22 protein-coding genes are annotated in these 25,721 nt (G+C 73.0%); 13 read left to right on the forward strand and 9 right to left on the reverse strand.

Annotated elements, in window-relative coordinates; genetic code table 11:
- Positions 1 to 251: 251 nt before the first annotated feature.
- The gene (locus OHB09_RS12690) at positions 252 to 515 is read right to left on the reverse strand and encodes a WhiB family transcriptional regulator (protein ID WP_003975777.1); all 264 of its coding nucleotides are present in this window, start codon (positions 513 to 515) and stop codon (positions 252 to 254) included.
- 881 nt (positions 516 to 1,396) lie between these two features.
- Between OHB09_RS12690 and OHB09_RS12695 the strand changes: the two genes are divergently transcribed.
- The 4 genes from OHB09_RS12695 to OHB09_RS12710 all read left to right on the forward strand — a co-directional run bounded on the left by OHB09_RS12695 (position 1,397) and on the right by OHB09_RS12710 (position 5,478).
- Positions 1,397 to 1,915 (forward strand): cysteine dioxygenase, encoded by a 519-nt coding sequence (locus OHB09_RS12695; protein ID WP_167793054.1) that lies wholly within the window; start codon positions 1,397 to 1,399, stop codon positions 1,913 to 1,915.
- 67 nt (positions 1,916 to 1,982) lie between these two features.
- Positions 1,983 to 2,942: a 2-phospho-L-lactate transferase gene (cofD, locus tag OHB09_RS12700; protein ID WP_093598747.1), complete on the forward strand. Its 960-nt coding sequence runs from the start codon at positions 1,983 to 1,985 to the stop codon at positions 2,940 to 2,942.
- Entirely contained in the window at positions 2,939 to 4,258 is a 1,320-nt protein-coding gene (locus tag OHB09_RS12705) for a coenzyme F420-0:L-glutamate ligase (RefSeq protein ID WP_328921994.1), read from the forward strand. The genes cofD and OHB09_RS12705 overlap by 4 nt, the downstream gene beginning before the upstream one ends.
- A gap of 194 nt (positions 4,259 to 4,452) precedes the next feature.
- Positions 4,453 to 5,478 (forward strand): DNA-3-methyladenine glycosylase family protein, encoded by a 1,026-nt coding sequence (locus tag OHB09_RS12710; protein WP_234525688.1) that lies wholly within the window; start codon positions 4,453 to 4,455, stop codon positions 5,476 to 5,478.
- A 93-nt stretch (positions 5,479 to 5,571) separates the two neighbouring features.
- Here OHB09_RS12710 and OHB09_RS12715 read toward each other — a convergent pair whose 3' ends face one another.
- Together OHB09_RS12715 and OHB09_RS12720 are read right to left on the reverse strand one after the other, a co-directional pair.
- Positions 5,572 to 6,654, reverse strand: a complete 1,083-nt coding sequence (locus tag OHB09_RS12715) for a mannose-1-phosphate guanylyltransferase (protein ID WP_328921995.1) — start codon at positions 6,652 to 6,654, stop codon at positions 5,572 to 5,574.
- Between the two features lie 248 nt (positions 6,655 to 6,902).
- Positions 6,903 to 8,366: a peptidoglycan recognition protein family protein gene (locus OHB09_RS12720; protein WP_328921996.1), complete on the reverse strand. Its 1,464-nt coding sequence runs from the start codon at positions 8,364 to 8,366 to the stop codon at positions 6,903 to 6,905.
- Between the two features lie 139 nt (positions 8,367 to 8,505).
- Here OHB09_RS12720 and OHB09_RS12725 point away from each other — a divergent pair, with 139 nt between their 5' ends.
- From OHB09_RS12725 to OHB09_RS12735, 3 genes are all read left to right on the forward strand, one after another.
- Positions 8,506 to 9,261 (forward strand): TIGR03089 family protein, encoded by a 756-nt coding sequence (locus OHB09_RS12725; protein WP_191890631.1) that lies wholly within the window; start codon positions 8,506 to 8,508, stop codon positions 9,259 to 9,261.
- A 287-nt stretch (positions 9,262 to 9,548) separates the two neighbouring features.
- On the forward strand, positions 9,549 to 11,264 hold the full coding sequence (locus OHB09_RS12730; RefSeq protein WP_328921997.1) for an LCP family protein: 1,716 nt from the start codon (positions 9,549 to 9,551) through the stop codon (positions 11,262 to 11,264).
- A 289-nt stretch (positions 11,265 to 11,553) separates the two neighbouring features.
- Complete coding sequence (locus OHB09_RS12735; protein WP_328921998.1) at positions 11,554 to 13,362, forward strand: LCP family protein; 1,809 nt, start codon at positions 11,554 to 11,556, stop codon at positions 13,360 to 13,362.
- A gap of 82 nt (positions 13,363 to 13,444) precedes the next feature.
- Here OHB09_RS12735 and OHB09_RS12740 read toward each other — a convergent pair whose 3' ends face one another.
- Positions 13,445 to 14,524, reverse strand: coding sequence for a glycosyltransferase family 2 protein (locus OHB09_RS12740; RefSeq protein WP_006143713.1), 1,080 nt, complete (start codon positions 14,522 to 14,524; stop codon positions 13,445 to 13,447).
- 409 nt (positions 14,525 to 14,933) lie between these two features.
- On the opposite strand from OHB09_RS12740, the gene OHB09_RS12745 reads away from it, so the two are divergent.
- Positions 14,934 to 16,427 (forward strand): LCP family glycopolymer transferase, encoded by a 1,494-nt coding sequence (locus tag OHB09_RS12745; protein ID WP_435843202.1) that lies wholly within the window; start codon positions 14,934 to 14,936, stop codon positions 16,425 to 16,427.
- A gap of 16 nt (positions 16,428 to 16,443) precedes the next feature.
- Positions 16,444 to 16,689, forward strand: coding sequence for a Txe/YoeB family addiction module toxin (locus tag OHB09_RS12750; protein ID WP_328921999.1), 246 nt, complete (start codon positions 16,444 to 16,446; stop codon positions 16,687 to 16,689).
- Between the two features lie 35 nt (positions 16,690 to 16,724).
- On the opposite strand, the gene OHB09_RS12755 is transcribed toward OHB09_RS12750, so the two are convergent.
- Positions 16,725 to 18,068 carry a UDP-glucose dehydrogenase family protein gene (locus tag OHB09_RS12755; RefSeq protein ID WP_006143716.1) on the reverse strand — a complete coding sequence of 448 codons (1,344 nt, stop codon included), beginning with the start codon at positions 18,066 to 18,068 and terminating at the stop codon, positions 16,725 to 16,727.
- A gap of 189 nt (positions 18,069 to 18,257) precedes the next feature.
- On the opposite strand from OHB09_RS12755, the gene OHB09_RS12760 reads away from it, so the two are divergent.
- Positions 18,258 to 19,415, forward strand: a complete 1,158-nt coding sequence (locus OHB09_RS12760; protein WP_328922000.1) for an acyl-CoA dehydrogenase — start codon at positions 18,258 to 18,260, stop codon at positions 19,413 to 19,415.
- Between the two features lie 74 nt (positions 19,416 to 19,489).
- Here the strand turns inward: OHB09_RS12760 and OHB09_RS12765 are convergent, their stop codons facing one another.
- Entirely contained in the window at positions 19,490 to 19,990 is a 501-nt protein-coding gene (locus OHB09_RS12765) for a CGNR zinc finger domain-containing protein (protein ID WP_319351043.1), read from the reverse strand.
- Between the two features lie 129 nt (positions 19,991 to 20,119).
- On the opposite strand from OHB09_RS12765, the gene OHB09_RS12770 reads away from it, so the two are divergent.
- Both OHB09_RS12770 and OHB09_RS12775 read left to right on the forward strand, forming a co-directional pair.
- Positions 20,120 to 20,482 carry a VOC family protein gene (locus tag OHB09_RS12770; RefSeq protein WP_006143720.1) on the forward strand — a complete coding sequence of 121 codons (363 nt, stop codon included), beginning with the start codon at positions 20,120 to 20,122 and terminating at the stop codon, positions 20,480 to 20,482.
- Between the two features lie 132 nt (positions 20,483 to 20,614).
- Positions 20,615 to 21,016: a VOC family protein gene (locus tag OHB09_RS12775; protein WP_093598720.1), complete on the forward strand. Its 402-nt coding sequence runs from the start codon at positions 20,615 to 20,617 to the stop codon at positions 21,014 to 21,016.
- Positions 21,017 to 21,072: 56 nt separating this feature from the next.
- On the opposite strand, the gene OHB09_RS12780 is transcribed toward OHB09_RS12775, so the two are convergent.
- Both OHB09_RS12780 and OHB09_RS12785 read right to left on the reverse strand, forming a co-directional pair.
- Entirely contained in the window at positions 21,073 to 22,317 is a 1,245-nt protein-coding gene (locus tag OHB09_RS12780; RefSeq protein WP_093598717.1) for a dipeptidase, read from the reverse strand.
- Positions 22,318 to 22,433: 116 nt separating this feature from the next.
- Complete coding sequence (locus tag OHB09_RS12785; protein ID WP_191890626.1) at positions 22,434 to 23,732, reverse strand: LCP family protein; 1,299 nt, start codon at positions 23,730 to 23,732, stop codon at positions 22,434 to 22,436.
- A gap of 118 nt (positions 23,733 to 23,850) precedes the next feature.
- On the opposite strand from OHB09_RS12785, the gene OHB09_RS12790 reads away from it, so the two are divergent.
- Positions 23,851 to 24,402 carry an acyl-CoA thioesterase gene (locus OHB09_RS12790; RefSeq protein ID WP_040897086.1) on the forward strand — a complete coding sequence of 184 codons (552 nt, stop codon included), beginning with the start codon at positions 23,851 to 23,853 and terminating at the stop codon, positions 24,400 to 24,402.
- 124 nt (positions 24,403 to 24,526) lie between these two features.
- Here OHB09_RS12790 and OHB09_RS12795 read toward each other — a convergent pair whose 3' ends face one another.
- Entirely contained in the window at positions 24,527 to 25,720 is a 1,194-nt protein-coding gene (locus tag OHB09_RS12795; RefSeq protein ID WP_191855025.1) for a dipeptidase, read from the reverse strand.
- Position 25,721 lies beyond the last annotated feature (1 nt).

The raw sequence follows: 25,721 nt of genomic DNA on the forward strand, positions 1-25,721 counted from the left end.
GCGCCCGAACCTCTGGGGAACGGCGGGGTGTCTCGGACGGAGGCCCACACTAACGGCTGTGCAAGATCACGGCCCGCCGCCTGTGGACAACCCCGCGGCGGCGGGCCGTTCGTGGTGTTTCGCGGTACCCCGGGGGCGCCGGAGGGGGCGCCTCGGCGGCGCGGTGCGGGGTGGGGGGTACGGGTGGGTCCCGAGGCGACGCGGCCTACGGTGTACGGGAGTTGGCGGGTACGGTGTACGGGAGTCGAGCGTCAGACCGCGGCCTTCTTGAGGCGGCGGCGTTCACGCTCGGACAGACCGCCCCAGATGCCGAACCGTTCGTCGTTGGCGAGCGCGTACTCCAGGCATTCGGAGCGGACCTCGCAGGCGAGGCAGACCTTCTTGGCCTCCCTCGTGGAGCCGCCCTTCTCGGGGAAGAAGGATTCGGGGTCGGTCTGGGCGCACAGCGCGCGCTCCTGCCAGCCGAGCTCCTCGTCCGCGTCGTCGACCAGCAGTTGCTGCACCAGCTCGGTCATGTGCGCCCCTCGTCTGTCTTTCGCGTCCCCGTGATGCGGCCGTTACCGATTCCGGCTGAACGACACGAGTGAAATTACAAGTGTGCTGCTCCGGGCGAGTCAAGCCGAGATCTGCTATTGGGCCCCTTATTCACTCTGCGGAACCAAGGCGGCGCAGTAAGTGTTCAAATCGGCCTAAATCATGACAGCCGACAGGGGCCCCGGCGGGCCTCCACCCCTTCGGAAGGGAGGACGCCCAGACGTTCGATCTCGTTGCGTTCCGGCCGACGAAGCGAACTTGATCACGTTCGTATCACAGGATCACAACGACGGCCGTGCGCCCGGGTGTGGGCCATGTGTCCCCGGATCCGGGAGAGCAAACCTTTCGCCCCGGGGTTCGACCGGATGAGGTGAAACACCCTCCACACCCCGGGGGACGAGTTGACACCGCACGTGTGAACCGCTGTCCTAGGGGGCATGCTCGCGAACTTGGCCATCGCCTCGACCCGGCTCACCGGGTCCCACGGTGCTGCCCGGTCCCGCTGTAGCTGTTGCCGGCACTTCGTGCCCTGTCCGGGCTGTCCGCCGATCGGCTGTTGAGCGTCGCCTCGCTCGCCGCTCCGGTAGTCACCGGTTCGGACGCGGTCCTCGGGCAGTCGTCCGACCGGTTCTCTCCTCGCCACCCCTGAGGATGACGTCCCGCTCGCCTCGTTGACGCCTGGCCCGGCCGCCCGCACCGTCCCGGTGGCCCGCGTCCGCGCCTCACCTCCGGCGTGCCGCCCCGGCTCCGGTCCTCGGGTTCCCGGGTCCCGCCCGCCTCCTTCCGGTCGTCGGGCTCCCGTGGCGCCTCCGCCGTCTCCTCCCGCCTCCGCCCCACTCTCCGCCGAGGAACCACCGCACCCATGAACAGCGACAGCGACCTCCAGATCGCCGGCGACATCCTCGAAGTACCGCACCTGCTGCAGCCGCCGCGCGAACACCCCTCCACCGTGGCCGAGTTCGCCGGTCTGGCGCGGGCCCTCGCGGCCGACCGCGCGCAGTGGGAACCGCTCGTCCAGTACGACGCGACGTCCCGCTGGTACCACCGGCTGCGCACCGGGCCCGGCTATGAGGTGTGGCTGCTGTCGTGGGTACCGGGACAGGGCACCGGGCCCCACGGACACGGGCGGTCCTCGGGCGTGCTGACGGTGCTGGACGGGGTGCTGACCGAGCGGAGCGAGCGGGGGGTGCGGGCCCTGGGGGCGGGAGTGCAGCGGGTGTTCGGGGCCGGGTACGCGCACGAGGTGGTCAACGACACGCTGTCGCCCGCGGTGAGCCTGCACGTGTACTTCCCGGGGCTGACGGAGATGCCGGTGGTGCCCGGAGTGGGGGTGGGAGCCTGCGCCCCCGCGACTCCCCCGGCCTCCCTGGGCGCAGTCTGACCTCCGCGCGCCGGCCGGAGCGCCCCCTTCGGTGCGCTTTGTCGGTGGCGGCTGACACACTGTGCCCATGCGGATTGTGGTTTTGGCCGGTGGGATCGGTGGGGCTCGTTTTCTGCGCGGACTGCGTGCCGCCGTGCCCGACGCGGAGGTCACCGTCATCGGGAACACCGGGGACGACATCCATCTCTTCGGGCTGAAGGTCTGCCCGGACCTCGACACGGTGATGTACACGCTCGGCGGCGGCATCAACGAGGAGCAGGGCTGGGGCCGGTCCGAGGAGACCTTCCACCTCAAGGAGGAACTCGCGGCCTACGGCGTGGGACCCGAGTGGTTCGGGCTCGGCGACCGGGACTTCGCGACGCACATCGTGCGGACGCAGATGCTGGGCGCGGGTTACCCGCTCAGCGCGGTGACCGAGGCGCTGTGCGACCGGTGGCGGCCGGGGGTGCGGCTCCTGCCGATGTCGGACGACCGCGTCGAGACGCACGTCGCCGTGGAACTGGACGGTGAGCGCAAGGCGGTGCACTTCCAGGAGTACTGGGTGCGGCTGCGCGCCTCCGTGCCCGCCCAGGCCGTCGTCCCGGTCGGCGCCGAGCAGGCGAAGCCCGCGCCGGGGGTGCTGGAGGCGATCGCCGAGGCGGACGTCATCCTCTTCCCGCCGTCCAACCCCGTGGTGTCCGTGGGCACCATCCTCGCCGTCCCCGGCATCCGCGAGGCGATCGCCGAGGCCGGGGTGCCGGTCGTCGGCCTCTCCCCCATCGTCGGCGACGCGCCCGTGCGCGGCATGGCCGACAAGGTGCTCGCGGCGGTCGGCGTGGAGTCGTCGGCCGCGGCGGTCGCCGAGCACTACGGCTCGGGGCTGCTGGACGGCTGGCTGGTCGACACGGTCGACGAGGGCGCGGTCGGACGGGTCGAGGAGGCCGGCATCCGCTGCCGTGCCGTACCGCTGATGATGACCGACCTGGAAGCGGCGGCGCAGATGGCACGGGAGGCGCTCGCGCTGGCCGAGGAGGTGCGGGTCGCGTGAGCGGGGACGCGGGTGCCGCATACCGGGTGTGGGCCGTGCCCGGACTGCCCGAGGTGCGGGAGGGGGACGACCTCGCCAAGCTGATCGCCGCCGCCGAGCCGGGCCTGGCCGACGGTGACGTCCTGCTCGTCACCTCCAAGATCGTGTCCAAGGCGGAGGGCCGGATGCTGCGGGCCGCCGACCGGGAGGCCGCGATCGACGCCGAGACCGTACGGGTCGTGGCGCGGCGCGGACCGCTGCGCATCGTCGAGAACCGGCAGGGTCTGGTGATGGCCGCCGCCGGGGTCGACGCCTCCAACACCCCCGAGGGCACCGTGCTGCTGCTGCCCGAGGAGCCGGACGCCTCCGCGCGGGCGTTGCGGGCGGGGCTGCGGGAGACGCTCGGGGTCGAGGTCGGGGTGCTGATCACCGACACCTTCGGGCGCCCCTGGCGCTCCGGGCTGACGGACGTGGCGATCGGCGCCGCGGGCGTGCGGGTCCTGGACGACCTGCGCGGCGGCACCGACGCCCACGGCAATCCGCTGAACGTCACGGTCGTCGCCGCCGCCGACGAACTGGCCGCCGCCGGCGACCTGGTCAAGGGCAAGGCCGCCGGGCTGCCGGTGGCCGTGGTGCGCGGACTGCCGCACCTCGTCGCGGCTGACGCCGAGGGCGACGCCGTCGGGGCGCGGGCGCTGGTGCGCGGCGCGCGGGACGACATGTTCCGGCTGGGCACCTCGGAGGCGGTACGGGAGGCGGTGACGCAGCGGCGCACCGTGCGGGCGTTCACCGACGAGCCCGTCGACGCCGGTGCCGTACGGCGGGCGGTGGCCGCGGCGGTCACCGCGCCCGCCCCGCACCACACCACGCCGTGGCGGTTCGTCCTGCTGGAGTCCCCCGGGGCGCGCACCCGGCTCCTGGACGCCATGCGGGAGGCGTGGATCGCCGACCTGCGCGGCGACGGCAAGAGCGAGGAGTCCATCGCCAGGCGGGTCCGCCGCGGGGACGTGCTGCGCGAGGCGCCGTACCTGGTGGTGCCGTGCATGGTCATGGACGGCTCGCACACCTACGGCGACGCGCGGCGGGACGCGGCCGAGCGGGAGATGTTCGTGGTCGCCACGGGCGCCGGGGTGCAGAACTTCCTGGTCGCGCTCGCCGGGGAGCGGCTGGGCTCGGCGTGGGTGTCCTCGACGATGTTCTGCCGGGACGTCGTGCGCGAGGTGCTGGAACTGCCGCGGGCGTGGGAGCCGATGGGCGCGGTGGCGGTGGGGCATCCGGCCGAGGAGCCCCGGGCCCGGGACGCGCGGGACCCGGAGGACTTCCTCACGGTGCGCTGAGGTCGGGCCGCGCGAGGGGCACCGGAGGGTGCCGACGGTGGCACGCACCGGCCCGGCGCACCCACCGGCCGCCCGTCGCCCGCGCCGTTCGCGCCGCGGTGACGGGCGGCACACCCGTTTCGTGAACCGGGGCGCGGGGCGGCGCCTACTCTCGTAGGGCACCTTTCGCCCCCTCCTTCCCAGGGACCTCCTCCGTGGCTGGACGCTTCGCACCTCGGCCCACGCGTACGACCGTGCGCGGTGGGGAGGTCGCCGTACCCCCGGCCGGGCCGGCGGGCGTGCCCGAGCAGGCCACCCGCCCCGTCACCGGGCTGCGGCGGTCCTGGGCGCTGCCGTGGCCGCTCGACCTCGGCCTGGTGCTCGGCCCGCTGCGGCGCGGTCCCGGCGACCCGACCTTCCGTACGACGCCGGACGGGTCGGTGTGGCGGACCGGCCGCACGCCGCTCGGCCCGGGGACGCTGCGGGTCGCCGTGCGCGGCGGGGCCGCCGAGGCGGAGGCCTGGGGGCCCGGCGCCCCGTGGCTGCTGGAGAAGCTGCCGGAGATGCTGGGGTCGCTCGACGATCCCGAGGCGTTCGCGCCGCGGCACCGGCTGCTCGCCACGGTCCGGCACCGGCGGCCGGGGCTGCGGCTGACGCGGACCGGTCTGGTGCTGGAATCCCTGATCCCGTCCGTGCTCGAGCAGAAGGTGACCACGGACGAGGCGTACCGGGCGTGGCGGCTGCTCGTGCGGAAGTTCGGCGACGAGGCGCCGGGGCCGGCGGCGGGGCGGATGTGGGTGGTGCCCGAGCCGCGGACGTGGGCGCTGATCCCGTCCTGGGAGTGGCACAGGGCCGGGGTCGACGACAAGCGGGCCTCGACGATCCTGCGGGCGGTGCGGCTGGCCGCGCGGCTGGAGCAGACGGTGGGGCTGCCCCCGGCGCAGGCACGGGCCCGGCTCGAAGTGGTGCCGGGGATCGGGCCGTGGACCTCTGCGGAGACCGTGCAGCGCAGTCACGGGGCGGCGGACGAGGTGACCGTGGGCGATCTGCATCTGCCGGGGATCGTGGGCTTCGCCCTCGCGGGCGACCGGCACGCGGACGACGCGGTGATGCTGTCGCTCCTCGAGCCGTACGCGGAGCAGGGGCAGCGGCACCGGGCGGCCCGGCTGGTGCTGCTGAGCGGGCGGGTGCCGCCGCGCCGGGCGCCGCGGATGCGGCGGGGGGACATCGGGCGGCTGTGAGCGGCGCGGGCGCGCCCGGAGGTTCACGCCCCGCCGCCCGCGGTGGCCGGACACGGCCCCGCGCCCCTCGCGGGGCGCGTCCGCCCGGCCCGCCTACTCGTCCGAGGAGAAGCGCACCGCGCCCGCCGGGATGTGGGCGTCGCACCAGATCCGGGTGCCCTCGCGGAGTTCGTTGTCGGGGCCGACGCTCGCGCCGTCGCCGATCACCGCGCCCGTGAGGATCGTGCGGCGGCCGACGCGGGAGTGGGCGCCGATCATGGAGTCGGTGATGACCGCGCCGGGTCCCACGACGGCGCCGGAGAGCACGGTGCTGCCGCTGATCCGGGCGCCCTCCCCCACGCACGCGCCCTCGCCGACCACCGTGCCGCCGGTGAGCTTGGCGTCCGTGGCGACCTCGGCCGTCGGAAGGACCAGGCGGTCGCCGCAGCGGCCGGGGACCGCCGGGGAGGGGGCGCGGCCGAGGACCAGGTCGGCCGAGCCGCGCACGAACGCGGCGGGGGTTCCGAGGTCGAGCCAGTAGGTGGAGTCGACCATGCCCTGCAGATGGGCGCCGGCGGCGAGCAGTCCGGGGAAGGTCTCGCGCTCGACCGAGACCGGGCGGCCGGCCGGGATGGTGTCGATGACGGAGCGCCGGAAGACGTAGGCGCCCGCGTTGATCTGGTCGGTGACGATCTCCTCGGGGGTCTGCGGCTTCTCCAGGAACGCCGTCACCCGCCCGGTGGCGTCGGTGGGGACCAGCCCGTACGCGCGCGGGTCGGTCACCCGCGTCAGGTGCAGGGAGACGTCCGCCCCGGTCGTCTCGTGCGTGCGGACGAGGGCGCGGATGTCCAGGCCGGTGAGGATGTCGCCGTTGAAGACGAGGACCGGCTGCTCGGGACCGGAGTGGAGGCGTCCGGCCACGTTCCGGAGGGCGCCGCCGGTGCCGAGCGGTTCCTCCTCGGTGACGTACTCGAGGTGGAGGCCGAGGGAGGAGCCGTCGCCGAAGTAGGGCTCGAAGACCTCGGCGAGGTAGGAGGTGGCGAGCACGATGTGGTCCACGCCCGCCGCCCGGGCCCGGGCGAGCTGGTGGGTGAGGAAGGGGACGCCGGCCGCCGGGAGCATCGGCTTGGGGGTGTGCACCGTGAGCGGGCGCAGGCGGGTGCCTCTGCCCCCGACCAGGAGGATCGCTTCTGTCACCTGTCGTCTCCGCTTCCTGCCGGGACCGGCCGAGGCCCCTCGGCCGGTCAGTGTATGCAGTCCGTTCGACGCGCTTTCGAGGCGCCTCGGATGCGTCCCCGGGGCCGCCGGTGGGGCGGCCCCGGGGACGGGCCGAAGCCGGATCGAGGACGGTTCGCGCGCGGGTTCGACGAGCGTGGCGACGTTCGCCTGAGCCCGCCTCGGGCACTTTATGGTGTTTTGCGGCGAACGCGGGTGCGGACGTGCCGTCAGCGCCCCTGGTAGCCCGCCGAGGTGGACCTGGCCGAGCCGAGCTTGGCGTACAGGCGCTTGCCCGGGCAGCTCGTGGCGAAGCCGTCCCGGTGGCCGGAGATCGTGTGCAGGTGCACCTTCCGGCCCTTCGCGTAGAGGTTGCCACCTCCGGACGTCAGGTATGTCTTGCCCTTGGGATTGACCCCGTAGAGGCCGAGCTTCCACGCCGTCAGGCGCGCGACGGCCTTCACCGCGGCGGCGGAGGGCTTCTTGGAGGTGTAGGTGCCGAGCACGGCGATGCCGGTGCTGTCGGTGTTGAACCCGAGGGTGTGGGCGCCCATGACGGCCTTGGCGACCCCGCCCGCGCGGCCCTCGTAGATCTTCCCGCACCTGTCGACGAGGAAGTTGTAGCCGATGTCCCGCCAGCCGCTGCTCAGCACGTGGTAGCGGTAGATGCCGCGGATCACCGAGGGCGCCTGCGCGCACGTGTAGTTGTTGCCGGTCGCGGTGTGGTGCACGAAGGCGGCCTTGACCTTCTTGGTGTACAGGAAGCCGCCCTTGCGGATCTTCTCGTCGGCGCCCCAGCCGCGGCGGGTGGTGATGCTCGGGCGGGGGCCGATGTACGGCTTGGCGCGGGTGCCCTCGGCGGAGTCGGCGGACTCGGCGAGGCTCGCGGCGAACGCCTCCTCGGTCTCCTCCTTCGACAGGGCCGGGATGACGGTGGCGTCGGCGGGCGCGAGGTCCGCGTTGGCGGCGGCGGTCTCGGCGGCGCGCGCGTCCAGGGCGGGGGCGCGGTCGGTGGCGGCCACGCCGGCGGCGGGTGCCGGGGCCGATTCGGTGCCGGGCTGCTCGCCGGGGTCGACGAGTTCGAGGCGGAGTCCGCCGGGGAGGTCCCGGGCGGCGGGGTCGGGGTCCGAGGCGTCGGCGGCACCCTTCGCCGCCGCGGGACCCGCCGTTCCGTCCGGGGCGCCCGCCGCGGATCCGGTGTCCGGGCGCACCCGGACCTCGACGCCGTCCGAATCGCCCACCCACAGCGGAGCGGTGGAGCCGCGGACCCGGCCGGAGCGGCTCTCGGCGGTGCCGGGGTCGGCCGCGTGGTCGTCGTTGTGCGTCTCCACCTCCTGCCAGCCGGACCACTCGTGGGTGGCGGTGGCACGGGTGCGGACCTGGACCGTGCCGTGCAGGGCGGCGCGGGGGTCGTCCCAGACCACTCCGAGGAGCGAAAACGGCCGCACCTCACGCCGGGTCAGCCCCTGGGCGCCGGGGCCGGTGTCCCCGCCCGTTCCGGCCCGGGTGCGGGGCAGGGGGGCGAGCGCGAGGGACCGGGTGCTGCCGGGGACCGCCCCGGAGGCGGCCCCGTGCGCCGCGGTGGAGACGGTCCGCGAGGGCACGGCGGCCGCGGTCGCCGCGGTCGGGGCGAGCGGCAGGGTGAGTGCCGCCGCGCAGGTGACGCCGATCGAGGAAGCAAGGTATCCACGCATGCTCTCGATCCTGGACATAGTCATACATATCTGTCCATCCGGGATATGACGGGTCGTCGGCCGTCGTTGCGCCGAACCGGTGGCCCGGGGTGGCCCGTACGGCGGGTCCCGGGCGCCCCGCCCGCGTAGGCTGGCGCGCGTGAACGCCACCGACCGCACCCCCGCCGACCTGCTGCGATCCGCGCTCGCCGCGGACCCCGCGCGCCCCCTGGTGACCTTCTACGACGACGCCACGGGCGAACGCGTCGAACTCTCCGTCGCCACCTTCGCCAATTGGGTGGCCAAGACCGCCAATCTGCTCCAGGGCGAACTGTCCGTGGAGCCCGGCGACCGGGTGGCCCTGCTGCTGCCCGGCCACTGGCAGACGGCGGTCTGGCTGCTGGCGTGCGCCTCGGTGGGAGCGGTCGCCGACGTGGCGGGCGAGCCGGGCGCCGCCGACGTCGTCGTCAGCGGACCGGACTCGCTCGACGCGGCGCGCACCTGTTCCGGGGAGCGCGTCGCGCTCGCTCTGCGCCCCCTCGGCGGACGCTTCCCGCAGCCCCCCGAGGGATTCCTCGACTACGCCGTGGAGGTACCGGGTCAGAGCGACCTGTTCCGCCCGTACGCGCCGGTCGATCCCGAGGAACCGGCACTGATCGTGGCGGGCCGGGAGTTCAGCGGGGCGGAGGTCGTGGAGCGGGCCCGCGCCGAGGCGGCCGGGCTCGGCCTGACGGGCCCGGGTTCGCGCCTGCTCTCCGGACGTCCGTACGACACCTGGGAGGGCCTCGCGGCCGGCCTGTACTCCCCGCTCGCCACGGGTGCCTCCGTGGTGCTGTGCCGGAACCTCGACGCGCTGCCCGAGGAGCGACTGACCCAGCGTCTCGAGGCGGAACGCGTCACGGCGACGGCGCGCTGAGGATGCCGGAATGCCCGATTCCGGCACCCTCGGCGAACAACACGGGTAAAGGACACACCAAGAGAGGGAACATCAGAGCTAAGAACTCTTCGAGAAATGGTCGGATTGCCCGGTTGTAGGTACGTGAATAAGCGCACTGCCGTCGCTCAGGGCCCAACCGGGCGGATAGTGTGAGCGACCCGGTGCACTGCCCCGAGGTCCGTCCTGGGCTCACGCATCGCACGAAGTGACCCGAGCGCCTTTGAGGGGAAAGGCGCCGCGTGGCCCCGACGGAGGATCAGGAAACCGTGGACGCGCAAGGCCGTGGGCGGGCGGACGACATCGACCCCGCAGACCAGTGGGTACTCAACCCGGACACCGGCGAATACGAACTGCGATTGGCCCCTTCCTCTCCGCAGTCCTCCGTACCCAGACCCCGCATTGGGAACACCCCCGCCGGGCGCTCCCGCAGTGCGCCGGCTCCCAAGGCGCCGGCGCCCGACGCCCTGCCAGGGCAGCGCCGCCGGCGCGGCGCCCCGGAGGAGCCGCCCGGCCGCCGCCGCGGCGGCAGGCCCAAGAAGGGCAAGGCCAAGAAAGTACTGCTGTGGACCGGCGGCAGCATGGCCTTCGTGCTCGTCGCCGCGGCGGGCGGAGGTTACCTGTACCTCAAGCACCTCGAAGGAAACATCACCACGACGGACGTCGGTGACGCGGCCAAGAGCAGCTTCAGCAAGGACGAGGCCTTCAACCTGCTGATCATCGGCACCGACAAGCGCACCGGTGCGGGCAACAAGGGGTACGGCGACAAGGGCAGCGCCGGTCACGCCGACACCAACATCCTGCTGCACGTCTCCAAGGACCGGACCAACGCCACCGCGCTGAGCATCCCGCGCGACCTGATCACCAACATCCCGGACTGCCCGACCAAGCTGGAGGACGGCACCGAGAAGGTCATCCCCGGTACGCCGAACCAGCGCTTCAACACGAGCCTCGGCCAGTTCGAGCGCGACCCGGGCTGCACCATGCGCACGGTCAAGGAAGTCACCGGGATCCAGCCCGACCACTTCATGATGGCCGACTTCAACGCCGTCAAGACGCTGACCTCGGCGGTCGGCGGCGTCGAGGTGTGCGTCGGCAAGGACATCGACGACCCGAAGTCCCACCTGAAGCTGCCCAAGGGCAAGTCCACCGTGGAGGGCGAACAGGCCCTCGCCTTCGTCCGCACCCGGCACGCCTTCGGTAACGAGGGCGACCTGGACCGGATCAAGGTGCAGCAGCAGTTCCTGGGCTCCCTGGCCCGCAAGATGTCCTCCGGTGACACGCTGACCAGCCCCACCAAGCTCTACAAGCTCGCCGAGGCCGCCACCAAGGCGCTCACCGTCGACCAGGGCATCGGCAAGGCGAGCACGCTGAAGGACATGGCGCTGGAGCTGAAGAAGGTGCCGCCGAAGAACATCACCTTCCTCACCGTCCCGGTCATCGACAACCCCCTGGAGAAGATCAAGGCGACGGTCGTCGTCAATCAGACGGCGGCTCCCGCCGTGTTCCAGGCGATCAAGGACGACGTCTCCTTCACCGAGGTGAAGCAGAAGGAGAAGAAGGAGAAGAAGGCGATCGCCGCCCGGCTGAAGGGCTCCCGCTCCTCCGCCGCCGACGTGCGCGTCGACATCTACAACGGCGGCGCCGCCACCGGCAGCGCCCAGGAGACCCTGGCCTGGCTGCAGAACCAGCAGGGGGTCACCAAGGCGAGCCAGCTCGGCAACGCCGACGCCCCGCTCGAGAAGACGACGCTGGAGTACTCCCCCGACCAGGCCGACCAGGCCCGCAAGCTGGCCGACCTGATGGGGCTGCCCGGGTCCGCGATGAAGCCCGGCGAGAGCGAGAAGAACGCCCAGGGGCTGCCCGCGATCGTGCTGACCCTCGGCAAGGACTTCAAGGGCGCCGGCATTCCGCTGAAGAAGTCCTCCAAGGCGCCGGACGTCGACGGCAAGTCGACCGCGGACAAGCAAATCTGCGCCACGTGATGACCTGACGGGGCCGTTGCGCGTCTAACAGGACGCAGACGCACCGCCGCCGGAACGTTTCCGGCACGGCGGCGGTGCGGCGTCCAACGGGACGCGAGGACATCGGGCGCGGGTGGTCGTACGGCCGCGAGGAGCGGCGGACACGAAGGAATTCCCGCGCGGATACATCCGGTCGGGCGCGTGGGGCGTCCAACCGTACGGCGATGGTCCGGACCGGGCGCGACGGGGCGCCCGGCCGGATCGTGAACGGACCCGTGTGACGGGCACAGGGTGGGGAGGCAGGGCGGCGATGGTGCCTAGCGAGGTGCGGGGAGAGGGAGCGCGACCACGCGCCCGGGACGCCGGCGAGGCCGGCTGGGACGAGGACCTCTACGAGGGGGACGGAGAAGCGGACCGGACCGGCACCGTCCAGGGGCCCGGGGCCCGGGGCGGTGCCGCGACGAGCACCGGAGCCGCCGAGGCGGAGGGCACCGGCTCGCCCGCCACCGACAACGATGCCGACGGCGGGGAGCCGGGCGCCCGGACCGCGCGGGGCAGCGGCCACCGGCGCGGCGGCGGCTCGGGGAACGGCGACGGTGACGGGTCCGGCGGCCCGGCGGGACGGCCCCGCCGCAAACGCCGGATACTGCGCTGGTCGGCGACGGTTCTGGCGGTGGTGATACTCGGCACCGCGGGTGCCGGGTACCTCTACTACCAGCACCTGAACGGCAACATAAAGAAGGACGACCTCAACCTCGGCGACTCCAAGGACCGCGCCGCCGAGCCCACCCCGAACGCCGCCGGGCAGACCCCCCTCAACATCCTGCTGATCGGCTCCGACGCCCGCGACAGCAAGGCGAACCAGAAGCTCGGCGGCGCGAAGGACACCTTCGGCGGCGACGCCCGCGCGGACGTGCAGATGCTGGTGCACGTCTCGGCGGACCGCAGCAACATGTCGGTGGTGAGCATGCCCCGCGACACCCTGCTGCACCTGCCCAAGTGCACCGACCCCAAGACCAAGCAGGTCTACCAGGCGACCCAGTCGCTGGCCATGACGAACGACTCCCTGAACCACGGCGGCCCCGGCTGCACCGTCGCCACCTGGGAGAAGCTGACCGGCATCCACATCGACCACTTCATGATGGTCGACTTCGCGGGCGTGGTCTCGATGGCCGACGCCATCGGCGGCGTACCCGTCTGTGTCGACCGGAACATCTACTCGCACACCTCCACCGGCCACGGCTCCGGCCTGAAGCTGGAGAAGGGCACCACCTCCGTCAAGGGCAAGCAGGCCCTGCAGTGGCTGCGCACCCGGTACGGCTTCGAGGACGGCAGCGACATCGCCCGCACCAAGGCGCAGCACCAGTACATGAACTCGATGGTCCGCGAGCTGCGCGAGAACGCCACCCTGAGCAGCCCGAACAAGCTGCGCAAGCTCGCCGAGACGGCGACCAAGTCGCTCACCGTGGACGACGGCCTCGGCACGGTGAAGAAGCTGTACGACCTCAGCCTCGACCTGCGGAAAGTCCCCACGGACCGGATCAGCATGACGACCATGCCGTGGGTGTACTCCTCCGACGGCAACCGGGTGCTGCCCAAGGCGAACGACGCGGAGAAGCTGTTCCGCCTGGTGCGCGAGGACGTGGCGCTGGACGGCAAGGACAAGAAGAAGTCCCCGAAGGACAAGGAGCCGACAGACCCGGCCGCCCCCGACGAGCAGATCGCCGTGCAGGTGGTGAACGGCACCCGCAGCGACACCGCGGGGCCGGTCGGCGGCCGCGCCACCCAGGTGGCGCAGATGCTGAAGGGCGAGGGATTCACCCGGGCCGCCACGGACGGTTCGACGCTGCCCTCGGAGGAGACCACGGTCGTGCGGTACCCGAGCGAGGACCTGGAGGGCGACGCCTGGCGGATCGCCAAGCGGCTCGGCATTCCGAGGAACGCCGTGGAGAAGTCCACCGACGTCTCCGGCGTCACCCTGGTCGTGGGCGGCGACTGGCGCTCGGGCACCACGTACAAGGCACCCGAGGACGACGACAAGACGCCGGCCTCCGCGAAGCTCGACAAGGGTTCGGACACCAAGGCGTGCATGAAGGTGGACCCGAGCTACAGCTGGTGAGACACGCCTCGGGCCCCTCCCGCACGCGGCCGCCCTCGCGGTCGTCGTGGGAGGGGCCCGAGGGGGCCGGCCCCGGAGGCCCTCAGCCGGCGGTGGTGCTGTCCGTGGCGGCGGTCGTGTCCGTGGCGGTCACGGCGGGGCGCCGGGAGGCGATCACCTTCCGCGCGAGGGCGCGCGGGCTGGTCAGGAAGCCCCAGCCCCAGCACATGTGCATGGTGGCCAGCGCGACGGGGATCCGCAGCCGGGCCTTCAGCGGCAGCCCCTTGCCCGCGGGCAGGGAACCGGCGGTGATCGCCACGAGGTAGGCGGCGGGGACGGCGTAGGCCCACGGGGTCAGGGCGGCGCCCACCACGATGCCCGCCGCGATCGCGCACACGGCGGCCGGCGGGGCGAGGTAGCGCAGGTTGATGGAGCCCTCGTGGTAGCGGGCGACCACGTGCCGCCAGCGGCCGTAGTCCTTGTACTGCTTGGCCAGCGCCCGCACGGTGGGGCGCGGCCGGTAGGAGACCCGCAGCTCGGGCGAGAACCAGATGAGGCCGCCCGCCTCGCGGATGCGGAAGTTCAGCTCCCAGTCCTGGGCGCGGATGAACTCCTCGTTGTAGCCGCCCTGTTGCTCCAGCGCCTCGCGGCGGAAGACACCGAGGTAGACGGTCTCGGCGGGGCCGGCCTGGCCGCCGGTGTGGAAGGCCGCGTTGCCGACGCCGATCTTCGAGGTCATGGCGGCGGCGACCGCGTGCTCCCAGTCGTTCTCGCCCTCGGCGTGCATGACACCGCCGACGTTCTGCGCGCCGGTCTCCTCCAGGAGGCGCACGGCGGTGGCGATGTAGTTCGGGGAGAGCATGCCGTGGCCGTCGACGCGGACCACGATCGGGTGCCGGGATGCCTTGATGGCGGCGTTGAGCGCGGCGGGGGTGCGGCCGGTGGGGTTGGGCACGGTGTGCACCCGCGCGTCCTCGCGCACCAGTTCGGCGGCTATCTCGTCCGTCCGGTCACCGGAGGGACCGAGGGCGATGACGACCTCCATCTCGCCCGCGTACTCCTGGGCCAGGATCGCGGTCACTGCTCCGCGCAGGTGCCGCTCCTCGTTGAGGACGGGCATGATCACGGACACGGCGGGGAGCTGCCCGTCGGAGCGCACCTGACTCACGTGGTGGGATCCCATCTCGTCTTTTCGTCCGGGGTTTCGTCCGGAGGGTTCTCATCCGGGGTTTTCGTCCGGCGGTTCTCGACCGGACGTGCCGGGGGCCTCCCTCCGTGCGGGCCGGGAATCGCCTCCGGTTCATCAAGAATCGGTGCTCACGTTACCGCGATCGGGGGACACGGGTGCGCGCCACCGGGTTGCCGCGGCGGGCCGCAGATCGTATGGGCATACCGTGCTCACGGTTCAGGCCCCCCTCGTCGCGGAGGTGTCCCCCGTGCCCGCACCGTCCGACCCCCCCGTGCCCCCGCCCCCGCCGCGCCGGCCGACCGCGCCATCGGCGTCGTCGGCGTCGTCGGCGTCAGCCGCGTCATCCGGGGCGTCTGCGGCCTTCCGTACGCGGACGACGGCGTCCGGCCGACGGGACGCCCCGGTGCCCTCCCGTCCGGGCGCCGCGCCACCGCTCCGGGCGGGCGTGCCCGGGCTGTCGCGGGTGACGGGCCGGCGCGGGCCGGGCGGCGGACGCCCCCGCCGGGGCAGGCCGCGGTGGGCGACGCGGATGGCGACCACCCTCTCCGTGGTCGTCCTCGCCTCCGCCGGGATCGGGCACGCGGTGGTCAGCAGCATCGAGTCGGACATCACCCGGGTCGACGCGTTCCGCGACATGAAGAACCGTCCCGCCGCGGGCCACGGCATGAACGTGCTGCTGGTCGGCACGGACGGCCGGGAGCGGCTCACCGCCGCCGAACGGCGCGACTTCCACCTGGGCGGGGCGCCCTGCCACTGCACGGACACCATGATGATCGTGCACCTCTCGGCCGACCGGGAGCGGGCCAGCGTGGTCAGCCTGCCCCGCGACTCCTACGCCGAGGTGCCCGCGCGCACCGATCCCAGGACGGGCGAGCCGCGGGCCGCGCACCCGGTCCGGCTGAACGCGGCCTACGCCGAGGGCGGGCCCAACCTCACGGTGAGCACCGTCGAGCACATGACGGACCTGAAGATCGACCACTACGTCGAGGTCGACTTCACCAGCTTCATGCGCACCGTCGACGTGCTGGACGGGGTGCGGGTCTGCACCCCGGAGCCGCTGAAGGACTCCTACACCGGCCTCGACCTGCCCGCGGGAACCCACCGGCTGACCGGCGGGCAGGCGCTGCAGTACGTGCGCTCCCGGCACGCCGACGGGGCCTCCGACCTCAGCCGGATGCGGCGCCAGCAGCGGTTCCTCGCGGCCCTCCTGGAGCGGACCACGTCCTCCGGCGTACTGCTCAACCCGATGCGGTTCCGGGACGTGACGCGGGCGGTGCTCGGCTCGGTGCGCGCGGACAAGGGCTTCGGCGCGGACGAACTGCTCGACCTGGGGCGGGCGATGCGGAACTTCTCGCCCTCGTCCTCGGAGTTCACCACCGTGCCGATCGCGGAGATGGCCTTCCCGGTGAAGGGGATCGGCTCGACGCTGAAGTGGGACGAGGACAAGGCGCGCAGGCTGTTCGACGCGCTGCGCGCGGACCGCCCGCTGGCGGCGCCGCACCGGCGTCCCCCGGCCGACCGCACGCCGACGGTGGAGGTGGCGCCGCGGGAGATCCGGGTGCAGGTGCTGAACGGCACGACGACGAAGGGGCTGGCCGGCCGGGTGGACCGCGCGCTGGCCGGGCTGGGCTTCGCCGTGACGGGCCGCCCGGCGGACGCGCCCGTGCACGACGCGCGGCGCACGGTCGTCGAGTACGACCCCCGCTGGGACCGCTCGGCCAGGTCCCTGTCCACGGCGCTGCCGGGCAGCGAACTGCGCGCGGTCCCCGGCCAGGGCCCGGTGCTGAAGGTCACGGCGGGCACGGACTTCAAGGACGTCCGCAAGGTCAAGGTCGCCACCCCGCCCTCCTCCGACGCCCCCGAGGTCGTCAAGGGCGACGAGGTGGTGTGCCCGTAGGGGGCCACGGGGCTTCGTGCGCCCACCCCGCATCTCGGTACTCATTTCCGGCAGCTCGGACCGGAAGACGGCCCGCCGGGTCACCCGGCTCATCGGCGAGATCCCGCGTGACCCCTTCACCGGCATCGGCAAACCCGAGCCGCTCAAGGGCGACCTGTCCGGTCACCGGTCGCGCCGCATCGACGACGAGCACCGTCTCGTGTACAGGGCGGACGAAAAAGAAGTGAAGATCCTCAAGGCCCGGTACCACTACCACGACTGAGGCAGTGGTACCGGCCAGGGGCCGTCCGACGTCCCTCAGGCCGTCGGGCGGCCCATCGCGCGGTAGGTCCAGCCGGACTTGCGCCACAGGTCGGCGTCCAGGGCGTTGCGGCCGTCCAGGAGGATGCGGGAGGCGGCGACCTCGCCGAGGACGGCGGGGTCCAGCTCACGGAACTCGCGCCATTCCGTCAGGTGCAGGACGACGTCGGCGCCGCGCACCGCCTCCAGGGCGGAGGGGGCGTAGGCCAGGGTGGGGAAGAGGCGGGCGGCGTTGTCCATGCCCTTGGGGTCGTAGACGGTGACCTGGCCGCCCTGGAGGTGGATCTGGCCGGCGACGTTGAGCGCCGGGGAGTCCCGGACGTCGTCGGAGTCCGGCTTGAAGGTCGCGCCGAGGACCGCGACCCGCTTGCCGAGGAAGGGGCCGCCGCCGAGGGCCTCCCGGGCCAGCTCGACCATCCGGCCGCGCTGGCGCATGTTGATGGAGTCGATCTCGCGCAGGAAGGTCAGCGCCTGGTCGGCGCCGAGTTCGCCGGCGCGGGCCATGAAGGCGCGGATGTCCTTGGGCAGGCAGCCGCCGCCGAAGCCGATGCCGGCCCGCAGGAACTTGCGGCCGATCCGGTCGTCGTACCCGATGGCCTCGGCCAGCTTGGCCACGTCGCCGTCGGCGGCCTCGCACACCTCGGCCATGGCGTTGATGAAGGAGATCTTGGTCGCGAGGAAGGAGTTGGCGGAGGTCTTCACCAGCTCGGCGGTCGGGAAGTCGGTCACCACGAAGGGCGAGCCCTCGCCGACCGGCACCGCGTACACCTCGCGCAGCAGCGCCTCGGCGCGCTCGCTGCGCACGCCGATGACGATGCGGTCGGGGTGCAGCGTGTCCTCGACGGCGAAGCCCTCCCGCAGGAACTCCGGGTTCCAGGCCAGTTCCGCCCGCTCGCCCGCCGGCGCCAGCTCGGCGAGCCGGGCCGCGAGCCGGTCCGCGGAGCCGACCGGCACGGTGGACTTGCCGACCACGAGCGCGGGGCGCTTCAGGTGCGGGGCGAGCGAGTCGACGGCGGAGTCGACGTAGGACATGTCGCAGGCGTACTCGCCGTGCTTCTGCGGGGTGTTCACGCACACGAAGTGGATGTCGCCGAACTCGGCGGCCTCGGCCCAGTCCAGGGTGAAGCGGAGCCGGCCGGACGAACCCTCGATCCCGGCGACGTGCCGACGCAGCAGTTCCTCCAGGCCCGGCTCGTACATCGGCGTCTCGCCGCGCTCCAGCATGGCGATCTTCTCGGGCACCACGTCGAGCCCCAGCACCTCGAAGCCGAGTTCGGCCATGGCCGCGGCGTGTGTGGCGCCGAGATAACCGGTACCGATCACGGTGATCTTCAGGGCCATGGCTGCTCCAGAGGTCTACAAGCGTCGATGCGCGCCCGAGCATATCCGGGGCCGCGCCGGACGACTTCGGGGGCCGCCCGCCCGTTGTTGTCGAACTCACCTATCCAGGACTCCGGAGGCGCTCTAAAATTCGTGTTACTTAACGGTAGTTAGCGTCACCGTCGCAGCACACTGGGAGCGTGAGAGACCTTGGCCGGATCGGCTGACTTCGACCTGTACCGCCCGTCCGAGGAGCACGACATGCTCCGCGACGCGATCCGCTCGCTGGCCGAGGCGAAGATCGCGCCCCACGCCGCCGCGGTGGACGAGGAGGCCCGCTTCCCGCAGGAGGCGCTGGACGCCCTGGTCGCGAACGACCTGCACGCCGTGCACGTGCCCGAGAGCTACGGCGGCGCGGGCGCCGACGCGCTCGCCACGGTCCTCGTGATCGAGGAGGTGGCCCGCGTCTGCGCCTCCTCCTCCCTCATCCCGGCCGTGAACAAGCTCGGCTCGCTGCCGGTGATCCTCTCCGGCTCCGAGGAGCTGAAGAAGAAGTACCTGGGCCCGCTCGCCAAGGGCGACGCGATGTTCTCGTACTGCCTCTCCGAGCCCGACGCGGGCTCGGACGCGGCCGGCATGAAGACCAAGGCCGTCCGCGACGGCGACTTCTGGGTGCTCAACGGCGTCAAGCGCTGGATCACCAACGCGGGCGTCAGCGAGTACTACACGGTCATGGCGGTCACCGACCCCACCAAGCGCTCCAAGGGCATCTCCGCCTTCGTCGTGGAGAAGTCCGACGAGGGCGTCTCCTTCGGCGCCCCGGAGAAGAAGCTCGGCATCAAGGGCTCCCCCACCCGCGAGGTCTACCTCGACAACGTCCGCATCCCCGCCGACCGCATGATCGGCGAGGAGGGCACCGGCTTCGCCACCGCGATGAAGACGCTGGACCACACCCGCATCACCATCGCCGCGCAGGCCCTCGGCATCGCCCAGGGCGCCCTCGACTACGCCAAGGGCTACGTCAAGGAACGCAAGCAGTTCGGCAAGCCGATCGCCGACTTCCAGGGCATCCAGTTCATGCTCGCCGACATGGCCATGAAGATCGAGGCCGCCCGCCAGCTCACCTACGCGGCCGCCGCGAAGTCCGAACGCGGTGACAGCGACCTCACCTTCCAGGGCGCCGCCGCCAAGTGCTTCGCCTCCGACGTCGCCATGAAGGTCACCACCGACGCCGTCCAGCTCCTCGGCGGCTACGGCTACACCCGCGACTACCCGGTCGAACGCATGATGCGCGACGCCAAGATCACGCAGATCTACGAGGGCACCAACCAGGTCCAGCGGATCGTCATGGCCCGCAACCTGCCGTAACGACGTCCGCGGCCACCGCCCGCCGTCCGCCGAGGGGCGCCCCGTACCGCCGGGGCGCCCCTCGGCCGTTCCCGCTACCTCGCCCGGTAACGCCGCATCTTCGCGCGGGCCCCGCAGACCGACATCGAGCACCAGCGGCCCCGGCCCGCCGGGCTGCGGTCGTAGTACGCCCAGTGGCAGTCGGCCGCCTCGCAGGCCTTGAGACGGCCCCAGGTGCCCGCCACCAGCGCCTCCGCGATCGCCGCCGCCACGCGGGAGGCGAGCGCCCGGCCGTCCGCCGGGGCCAGCGCCGCCGCGCCGTCCGCGCCGACGGTCACCACCAGGGGCGCCTCGGCGAGCAGCGCCTGGAGCGGGACCACTTCCCGGTGCGCCGGATGCCCCGCGTGGGCCAGCAGCGCCACCCGCAGCGCCTCCCGCAGCTCGCGGGCCGCCGCCGTCTCCCGTTCCCCCGCCAGCCCGAAGCGCGCCCGTCCCTCGGCCGTGTCCAGCGAGTCCTCGCCCGACTCGAGGTCCAGCGTGTTCACCAGGTCCTGGACCAGGGCCAGACCACCCGGTGCGGGCACTCGCTCACTCATGTCAGTGACGGTACCGCTCCACCCCCTTGCGGGGTTACCGGATGGACGGCAGCATGGGGTCACTCCGCGGGTTACCGGAAGGTCCCTTCAACCGGTAACCGGCTCCCTCACGGACCACGAGGAGAACTCATGGCACTCGCCGCACTCGGCACCGTCGTCCTGGACTGTCCCGACCCCCACGCGCTCGCCGGCTTCTACGCCGAGGTGCTCGGCGGCACGGTGGAGGACCAGGGCGACTGGGTGGACCTGAAGCTGCCCGGCGGCGCGACCCCGCTGGCCTTCCAGGCCGCCCCCGGCTTCGTCCCGCCCCGGTGGCCCGCGCCCGACGCCTCGCAGCAGTTCCATCTCGATCTGAGCGTCGAGGACCTGGACGCGGCGGAGAAGGCCGTCCTGGCGCTCGGCGCCACCGTGCTGGAGGCCGAGGACCGCACGCGCACCTTCCGCGTTTACGCGGACCCGGCGGGGCACCCGTTCTGCCTGTGCGCCTGCTGAGGCACAGAACCCGAACCACAGGGCCGAGCAGCCCCGAAGGCCCTGTAGCCCGGTGGTCCCGCAGTCCCGCAGTCCCGCAGTCCCGCAGGCCCGTAGTCCCGTAGTCCCGTAGTCCCGTAGAGAGGACATCCCATGGCCGAGACCGTCGCCCGGTTCCGCTCCGTCGTGCTCGACTGCCCCGACCCGAACGCGCTCGCCGCGTTCTACGCCGGGGTCCTCGGCGGCGCCCCGGAGGCCGAGGACGGGGGCGAGGACTGGGTCGTCGTCCAGGTGCCGGGCGGGCCCCGGCTCGCCTTCCAGCGGGCGGGGAAGGACTACACCCCGCCGGAGTGGCCGCGCTCGGACCGGAACGCGCAGCAGCTCCACCTGGACCTGGACGGCGGGAGCACCTGGGCGGATATCGACGCGGCCGAGGAGAAGGTGCTGGCGCTGGGCGCCCGCCGGCTGCAGGCGCCCGAGGGAGAGGACTTCCGGGTGTACGCGGACCCGGCGGGGCACCCGTTCTGCCTGTGCCGCATCGAGCACGGCGGCTGACGGCACCGACGTGAGGCAGGGCCCCGGGCGGACACCCGCCCGGGGCCTTCGCCGTCTCAGCCGTCCAGGTCCTCGATCCGTGCCGTCGACGGTCCCCGGCGCTGCTGGGCCGCGCGGGCGGTGAAGTCGGCGCAGCGCACCACCCGTTGCACGTTCCCCCAGGTGAGCAGGGCCACGTCCGCCTCGGTCCAGCCGCGGTCGAGGAGCTCGGCGACCAGGTGCGGGTAGCGGGAGGTGTCGGCGAGGCCGCGGGGGTGCGCGGTCCCGGTGTCGTAGCTGCCGGACAGGCCGACGCAGTGCGCCCCTGCCAGCCGGCGGACGTGGTCGAGGTGGTCGGCGACGTCCCGCAGCGAGGGGCCGGTCTGCTCGGCGGTGAGCGGCACCAGGCACAGCCCGTGCGCGGTGCCCAGTTCGGTGAGCAGGTCGTCGCGCAGGTTGGCCGGGTGCGGGCGCAGCGCGTGGGCGGCGGAGCGGCTGAAGACGACCGGCGCCTTGGACAGGGCGAGGCAGCGGCGGGCGGTGGCGTCGGTGGCGCCGGACAGGTCGGCGAGGACGCCGAGGCGGTTCATCTCGCGGAGCACCTCCTCGCCGAAGCGGGTGAGCCCCGGGCCGCCCGCGCCGCCCCGGTCGTCCGCCCCGCCGGTTCCGTCCGCGCCGCCCACCGCGCCGGTTCCCTCCGCGTCGCCCGCCCAGGAGGTCCGGGAGAGGGTGAGCAGCCGCAGTCCGAGGGCGTGCAGGGAGCGCAGGATGCCGAGTGAGTCGCCGAGCGCGGCGGCCGCGGCGGGCCCGGGGACGACGGCGGTGCGGCCGCAGTGGCGGGCGTCGGCGAGCTGGCCGGCGTCCAGGGCGAGCCGCAGCCCCTCGGGGTGGCCGCCCACCACCCGGCGGACCAGGTCGAGGAGTTCCAGGGTGGCGTCCACGGCCCGCTCGCCCCCGGGGGAGCCGGGCGGCAGGTGCAGCGACCAGAACTGGGCGCCGACGTGACCTGCGCGCAGCCGGGGCAGGTCGGTGCCGAGGGCGCTCTCGCCGAGTTCCAGGTCGTACCAGGGCAGGTTCCGCAGCACGCGCGGCAGGCCGTTGTGGCCGTCCGCCACGGGGTGGGCGGCGAGGAGGGCACGGGCCCGCTCCAGGGTGTCCCCGCTCCGCCCGGCGTCCTCGTGACGGGGTTCCCCTGCGCCCTCCTCCGGCAGTTCCCCGGCGTCCTGCGGGAGGCGGGCCGCGCGCCGCTCCGGGTCGGCCGGCGCTTCGCCGAACCCGCCGAGACCGGTGGTGTGGTGCAGCTCGTCCTGCAGGTCGGCCATGGCGGGCTCCCTGTGTCGTGAACGGGTTCGGTTCACGGTCGCACGGAGCCCTGGCCGCTTCCTGGTGGGCGGAGCGTTCGGGGTACGGGCGCGCGAAGGACGCCGGGGGGCCGGCCTCAGTTGCCCGAGACCGTCACCTTCTCGTCGTTGTTCAGCTCCTTGACCAGCGTCTTCACCTTCTCCTTGTCCCAGACGAGATTGCCGCCTGTGGAGCCGGAGATCGGCATGTTCAGGGAGGTGCCGTCACCGCTGTTGACGCCCTTCATCGCCCAGAACATGGACGCCAGGTTCCACAGCGACATGTCCTTGTCGACGATCAGCGAGTCCAGGCCGGCCCCGAGCGTCGGGTACAGCTTGAACGGGTTGAGCACCGTGGAGGGCGTGGCGACCTGGTGGGCGAGCGCGGCGAGGAACTTCTGCTGGTTCTTGGTGCGTTCCAGGTCGCTCGCGGCGAAGGCGTGCCGGGTACGGACGAAGGCCAGAGCCTCCTCGCCGTTCAGCGTCTGCTTGCCCGCCTCGAAGTCGGCGCCGGAGTACTTGTCCTTGAACGGCTTGTCGATGGTGATGTCGACGCCGCCGACCGCGTCCACGATGTTGGCGAACCCGGCGAAGCCGATCTCGACGTAGTGGTCGATGTGCAGGCCGGTGTTGAACTCGACGGTCCGCACCAGCAGCGTCGGTCCGTCGGTGGCGTAGGCGGCGTTGAGCTTGGTGTGCTTTCCGGTGCCCTGGAAGGTCTTGCCGGACTCCGAGCCCTTGAACGTGGGTATCTCCACGTCCGAGTCGCGGGGCAGCGAGATGAGGGTGTCGCCGTTGTCGCCGACGTGCAGGATCATCATCGAGTCGGTCCGCTTGCCCTCGGCGGAGCCGGTGTGCAGGTTCTTCTTCTGGTCGTCGGACAGGCCCTCGCGGCTGTCGGAGCCGACGATCAGGTAGTTGGTGCCGTCGCCCTCGGCGGGCCGGTCGATCACCTTGGACAGGTCGACGTCCCGGTTGAGCTTGGAGTCGGCCCAGAAGTACGTGCCGACGGTGGTCACCACGAGCACGGTGACGACGGTGATGGCGGTCCACTTGGCGCGCCGCCGCCAGTTCGGGGCCGGACGGCCGCCGCCGGTCCCGCCCGCGCCGCCACCGCCGTAGACCTGGCCGGTGTTGTAGCCGGAGCCGTCGTCGTACCCGCTCTGCCCGGCGCCGCCGGCACCGGCACCGCCGGCACCGCCGTCAACGTATGACGGCTGCTGCGGCACCCTGCCGTACGGCGGGGCGGAGGAGTCGGGGCCGTAGCCCTGCCCGGCGTCCGCCGGGCCGCGCCGGGCCTGCCGCGCCACCCGGGCGCCCTCGGGCCGGGCACCGGCGCCGCCGCGTCCGTACCCATTGCCGTTGCTGTCGGACCACCCGTCCGGCCACTCGTTCATGCCGCCCAGTGTGCAGTGCCCGGCTGTGCGCCATACAGGGGTCCCGGCGAATTGGACCGCTGCTGTTGCGAACCCGACACAAAGTCTCCGGACCGCACCGCCGCATAGGGTGGAGTTCATGACAGACCACGCCTCGCCGGCGACCGCGGAGGGACTTCCCGGGAAGCCCGTCTCCGCCTCCCGCACCACGCTCAGCCACATCATGACCCACAACGACACGAACCTTCTGGGCACGGTCCACGGCGGGGTGATCATGAAGCTCGTCGACGACGCGGCCGGCGCCGTGGCCGGACGGCACTGCGGCGGGCCCGCCGTGACGGCGTCCATGGACGAGATGGTGTTCCTGGAGCCGGTCAGGGTCGGCGACCTCGTCCATGTGAAGGCGCAGGTCAACTGGACCGGGCGCAGCTCCATGGAGGTGGGCGTGCGGGTCCTCGCGGAGCGCTGGAACGAGTCGGCGCCCGCCACCCACGTCGGCTCGGCCTACCTGGTGTTCGCGGCCGTGGACGCCGACGGCAGGCCGCGTCCGGTGCCGCCGGTGTTCCCGGAGACCGACCGGGACCGGCGCCGGTACCAGGAGGCGCAGATCCGCCGCACGCACCGGCTGGCCCGCCGCCGCGCCATCCTGGAGCTGCGGGAGAAGCGGGCGGCGGAGGGGTACGAGCACTAGGGTCTTGCGTTCGGATCAGGCCGGCCGGGAGGCGATACGTCTTCGACCGACCGGCCCCCGCGACGCCGGGATGATCCGGACGGGCGGCCCTCGGGCCGATCCGAGGGCCGCCGCCCGCCCGCCCTCATCCGTCGAGCTGCTCCAGCGTGGCGTTGGACGGGGGCCGGGCGGCCTGCTCCGCGCGGGCCACGTCCTCGGCGGCGCCGAGCACCCGGACCGCGTTCTGCCAGGTCAGCTTGGCCAGGTCGGCCCGTGACCAGCCCCGGTCGAGCAGTTCGGCGATCAGGTTCGGGTAGCCCGAGACGTCGTCGAGGCCGGCCGGGGTGAAGGCCGTGCCGTCGTAGTCCCCGCCGATGCCGAGGTGGTCGACGCCGGCGACCTCGCGCATGTGGTCGAGGTGGTCGGCCACCGTGGCCGCCGTGGCGACCGGGCGCGGGTGCGCCTCCTCGAAGGCGCGGTGCACCTTCATCGCCTCGTCGTTCGTCTCCAGGTGGTGGAAGCCGTGCGCCCGCAGGTTCTCGTCGGCGGCGGCCGTCCAGTCGACGGCGGCCTGGAGGACGAACTTGGGGACGAAGGTCACCATCGCCACGCCGCCGTTGCCCGGCAGCCGTTCCAGCACGTCGTCGGGGATGTTGCGCGGGTGGTCGCAGACGGCGCGGGCGGAGGAGTGCGAGAAGATCACCGGCGCCGAGGTGGTGTCCAGGGCGGCCCGCATGGTGTCGGGGGCCACGTGGGAGAGGTCCACGAGCATCCCGAGCCGGTTCATCTCGCGCACGACCTCGCGGCCGAAGGCCGAGAGCCCGCCGACGCGCGGCTCGTCCGTGGCCGAGTCGGCCCAGGCCACGTTGTCGTTGTGGGTGAGCGTCATGTAGCGCACGCCGAGCGCGTACAGACCCCGCAGGGTGCCGAGCGAGTTGTCGATGGAGTGGCCGCCCTCGGCGCCCATCAGCGAGGCGATCCGGCCCTCGGCGCGGGCCGCCTCCATGTCGGTGGCGGTGTGCGCGGCGCGCAGCGCCTCGGGGTGGCGGTCGAGGAGCTGCCGTACGCAGTCGATCTGCTCCAGCGTCGCGGTGACCGCGCCGGGCAGGTCGGAGCGCACGTAGACCGACCAGAACTGGGCGCCGACGCCGCCGGCCCGCAGCCGGGGGATGTCGGTGTGCAGCTGTGCGCGCCGGTCGCCGGCGATGTCGCGGGCGTCGAGGTCGTAGCGGACCTGCTCGCGCAGCGCCCAGGGCAGGTCGTTGTGGCCGTCGACGACGGGGAACTCGCGCAGCAGCGCGCGGGCCGCGTCCAGGGAGGCGGAGGCCGGTGTCGTCATC

It is taken from the genome of Streptomyces griseoaurantiacus, from assembly GCF_036189845.1.
Classification (GTDB): domain Bacteria; phylum Actinomycetota; class Actinomycetes; order Streptomycetales; family Streptomycetaceae; genus Streptomyces; species Streptomyces griseoaurantiacus.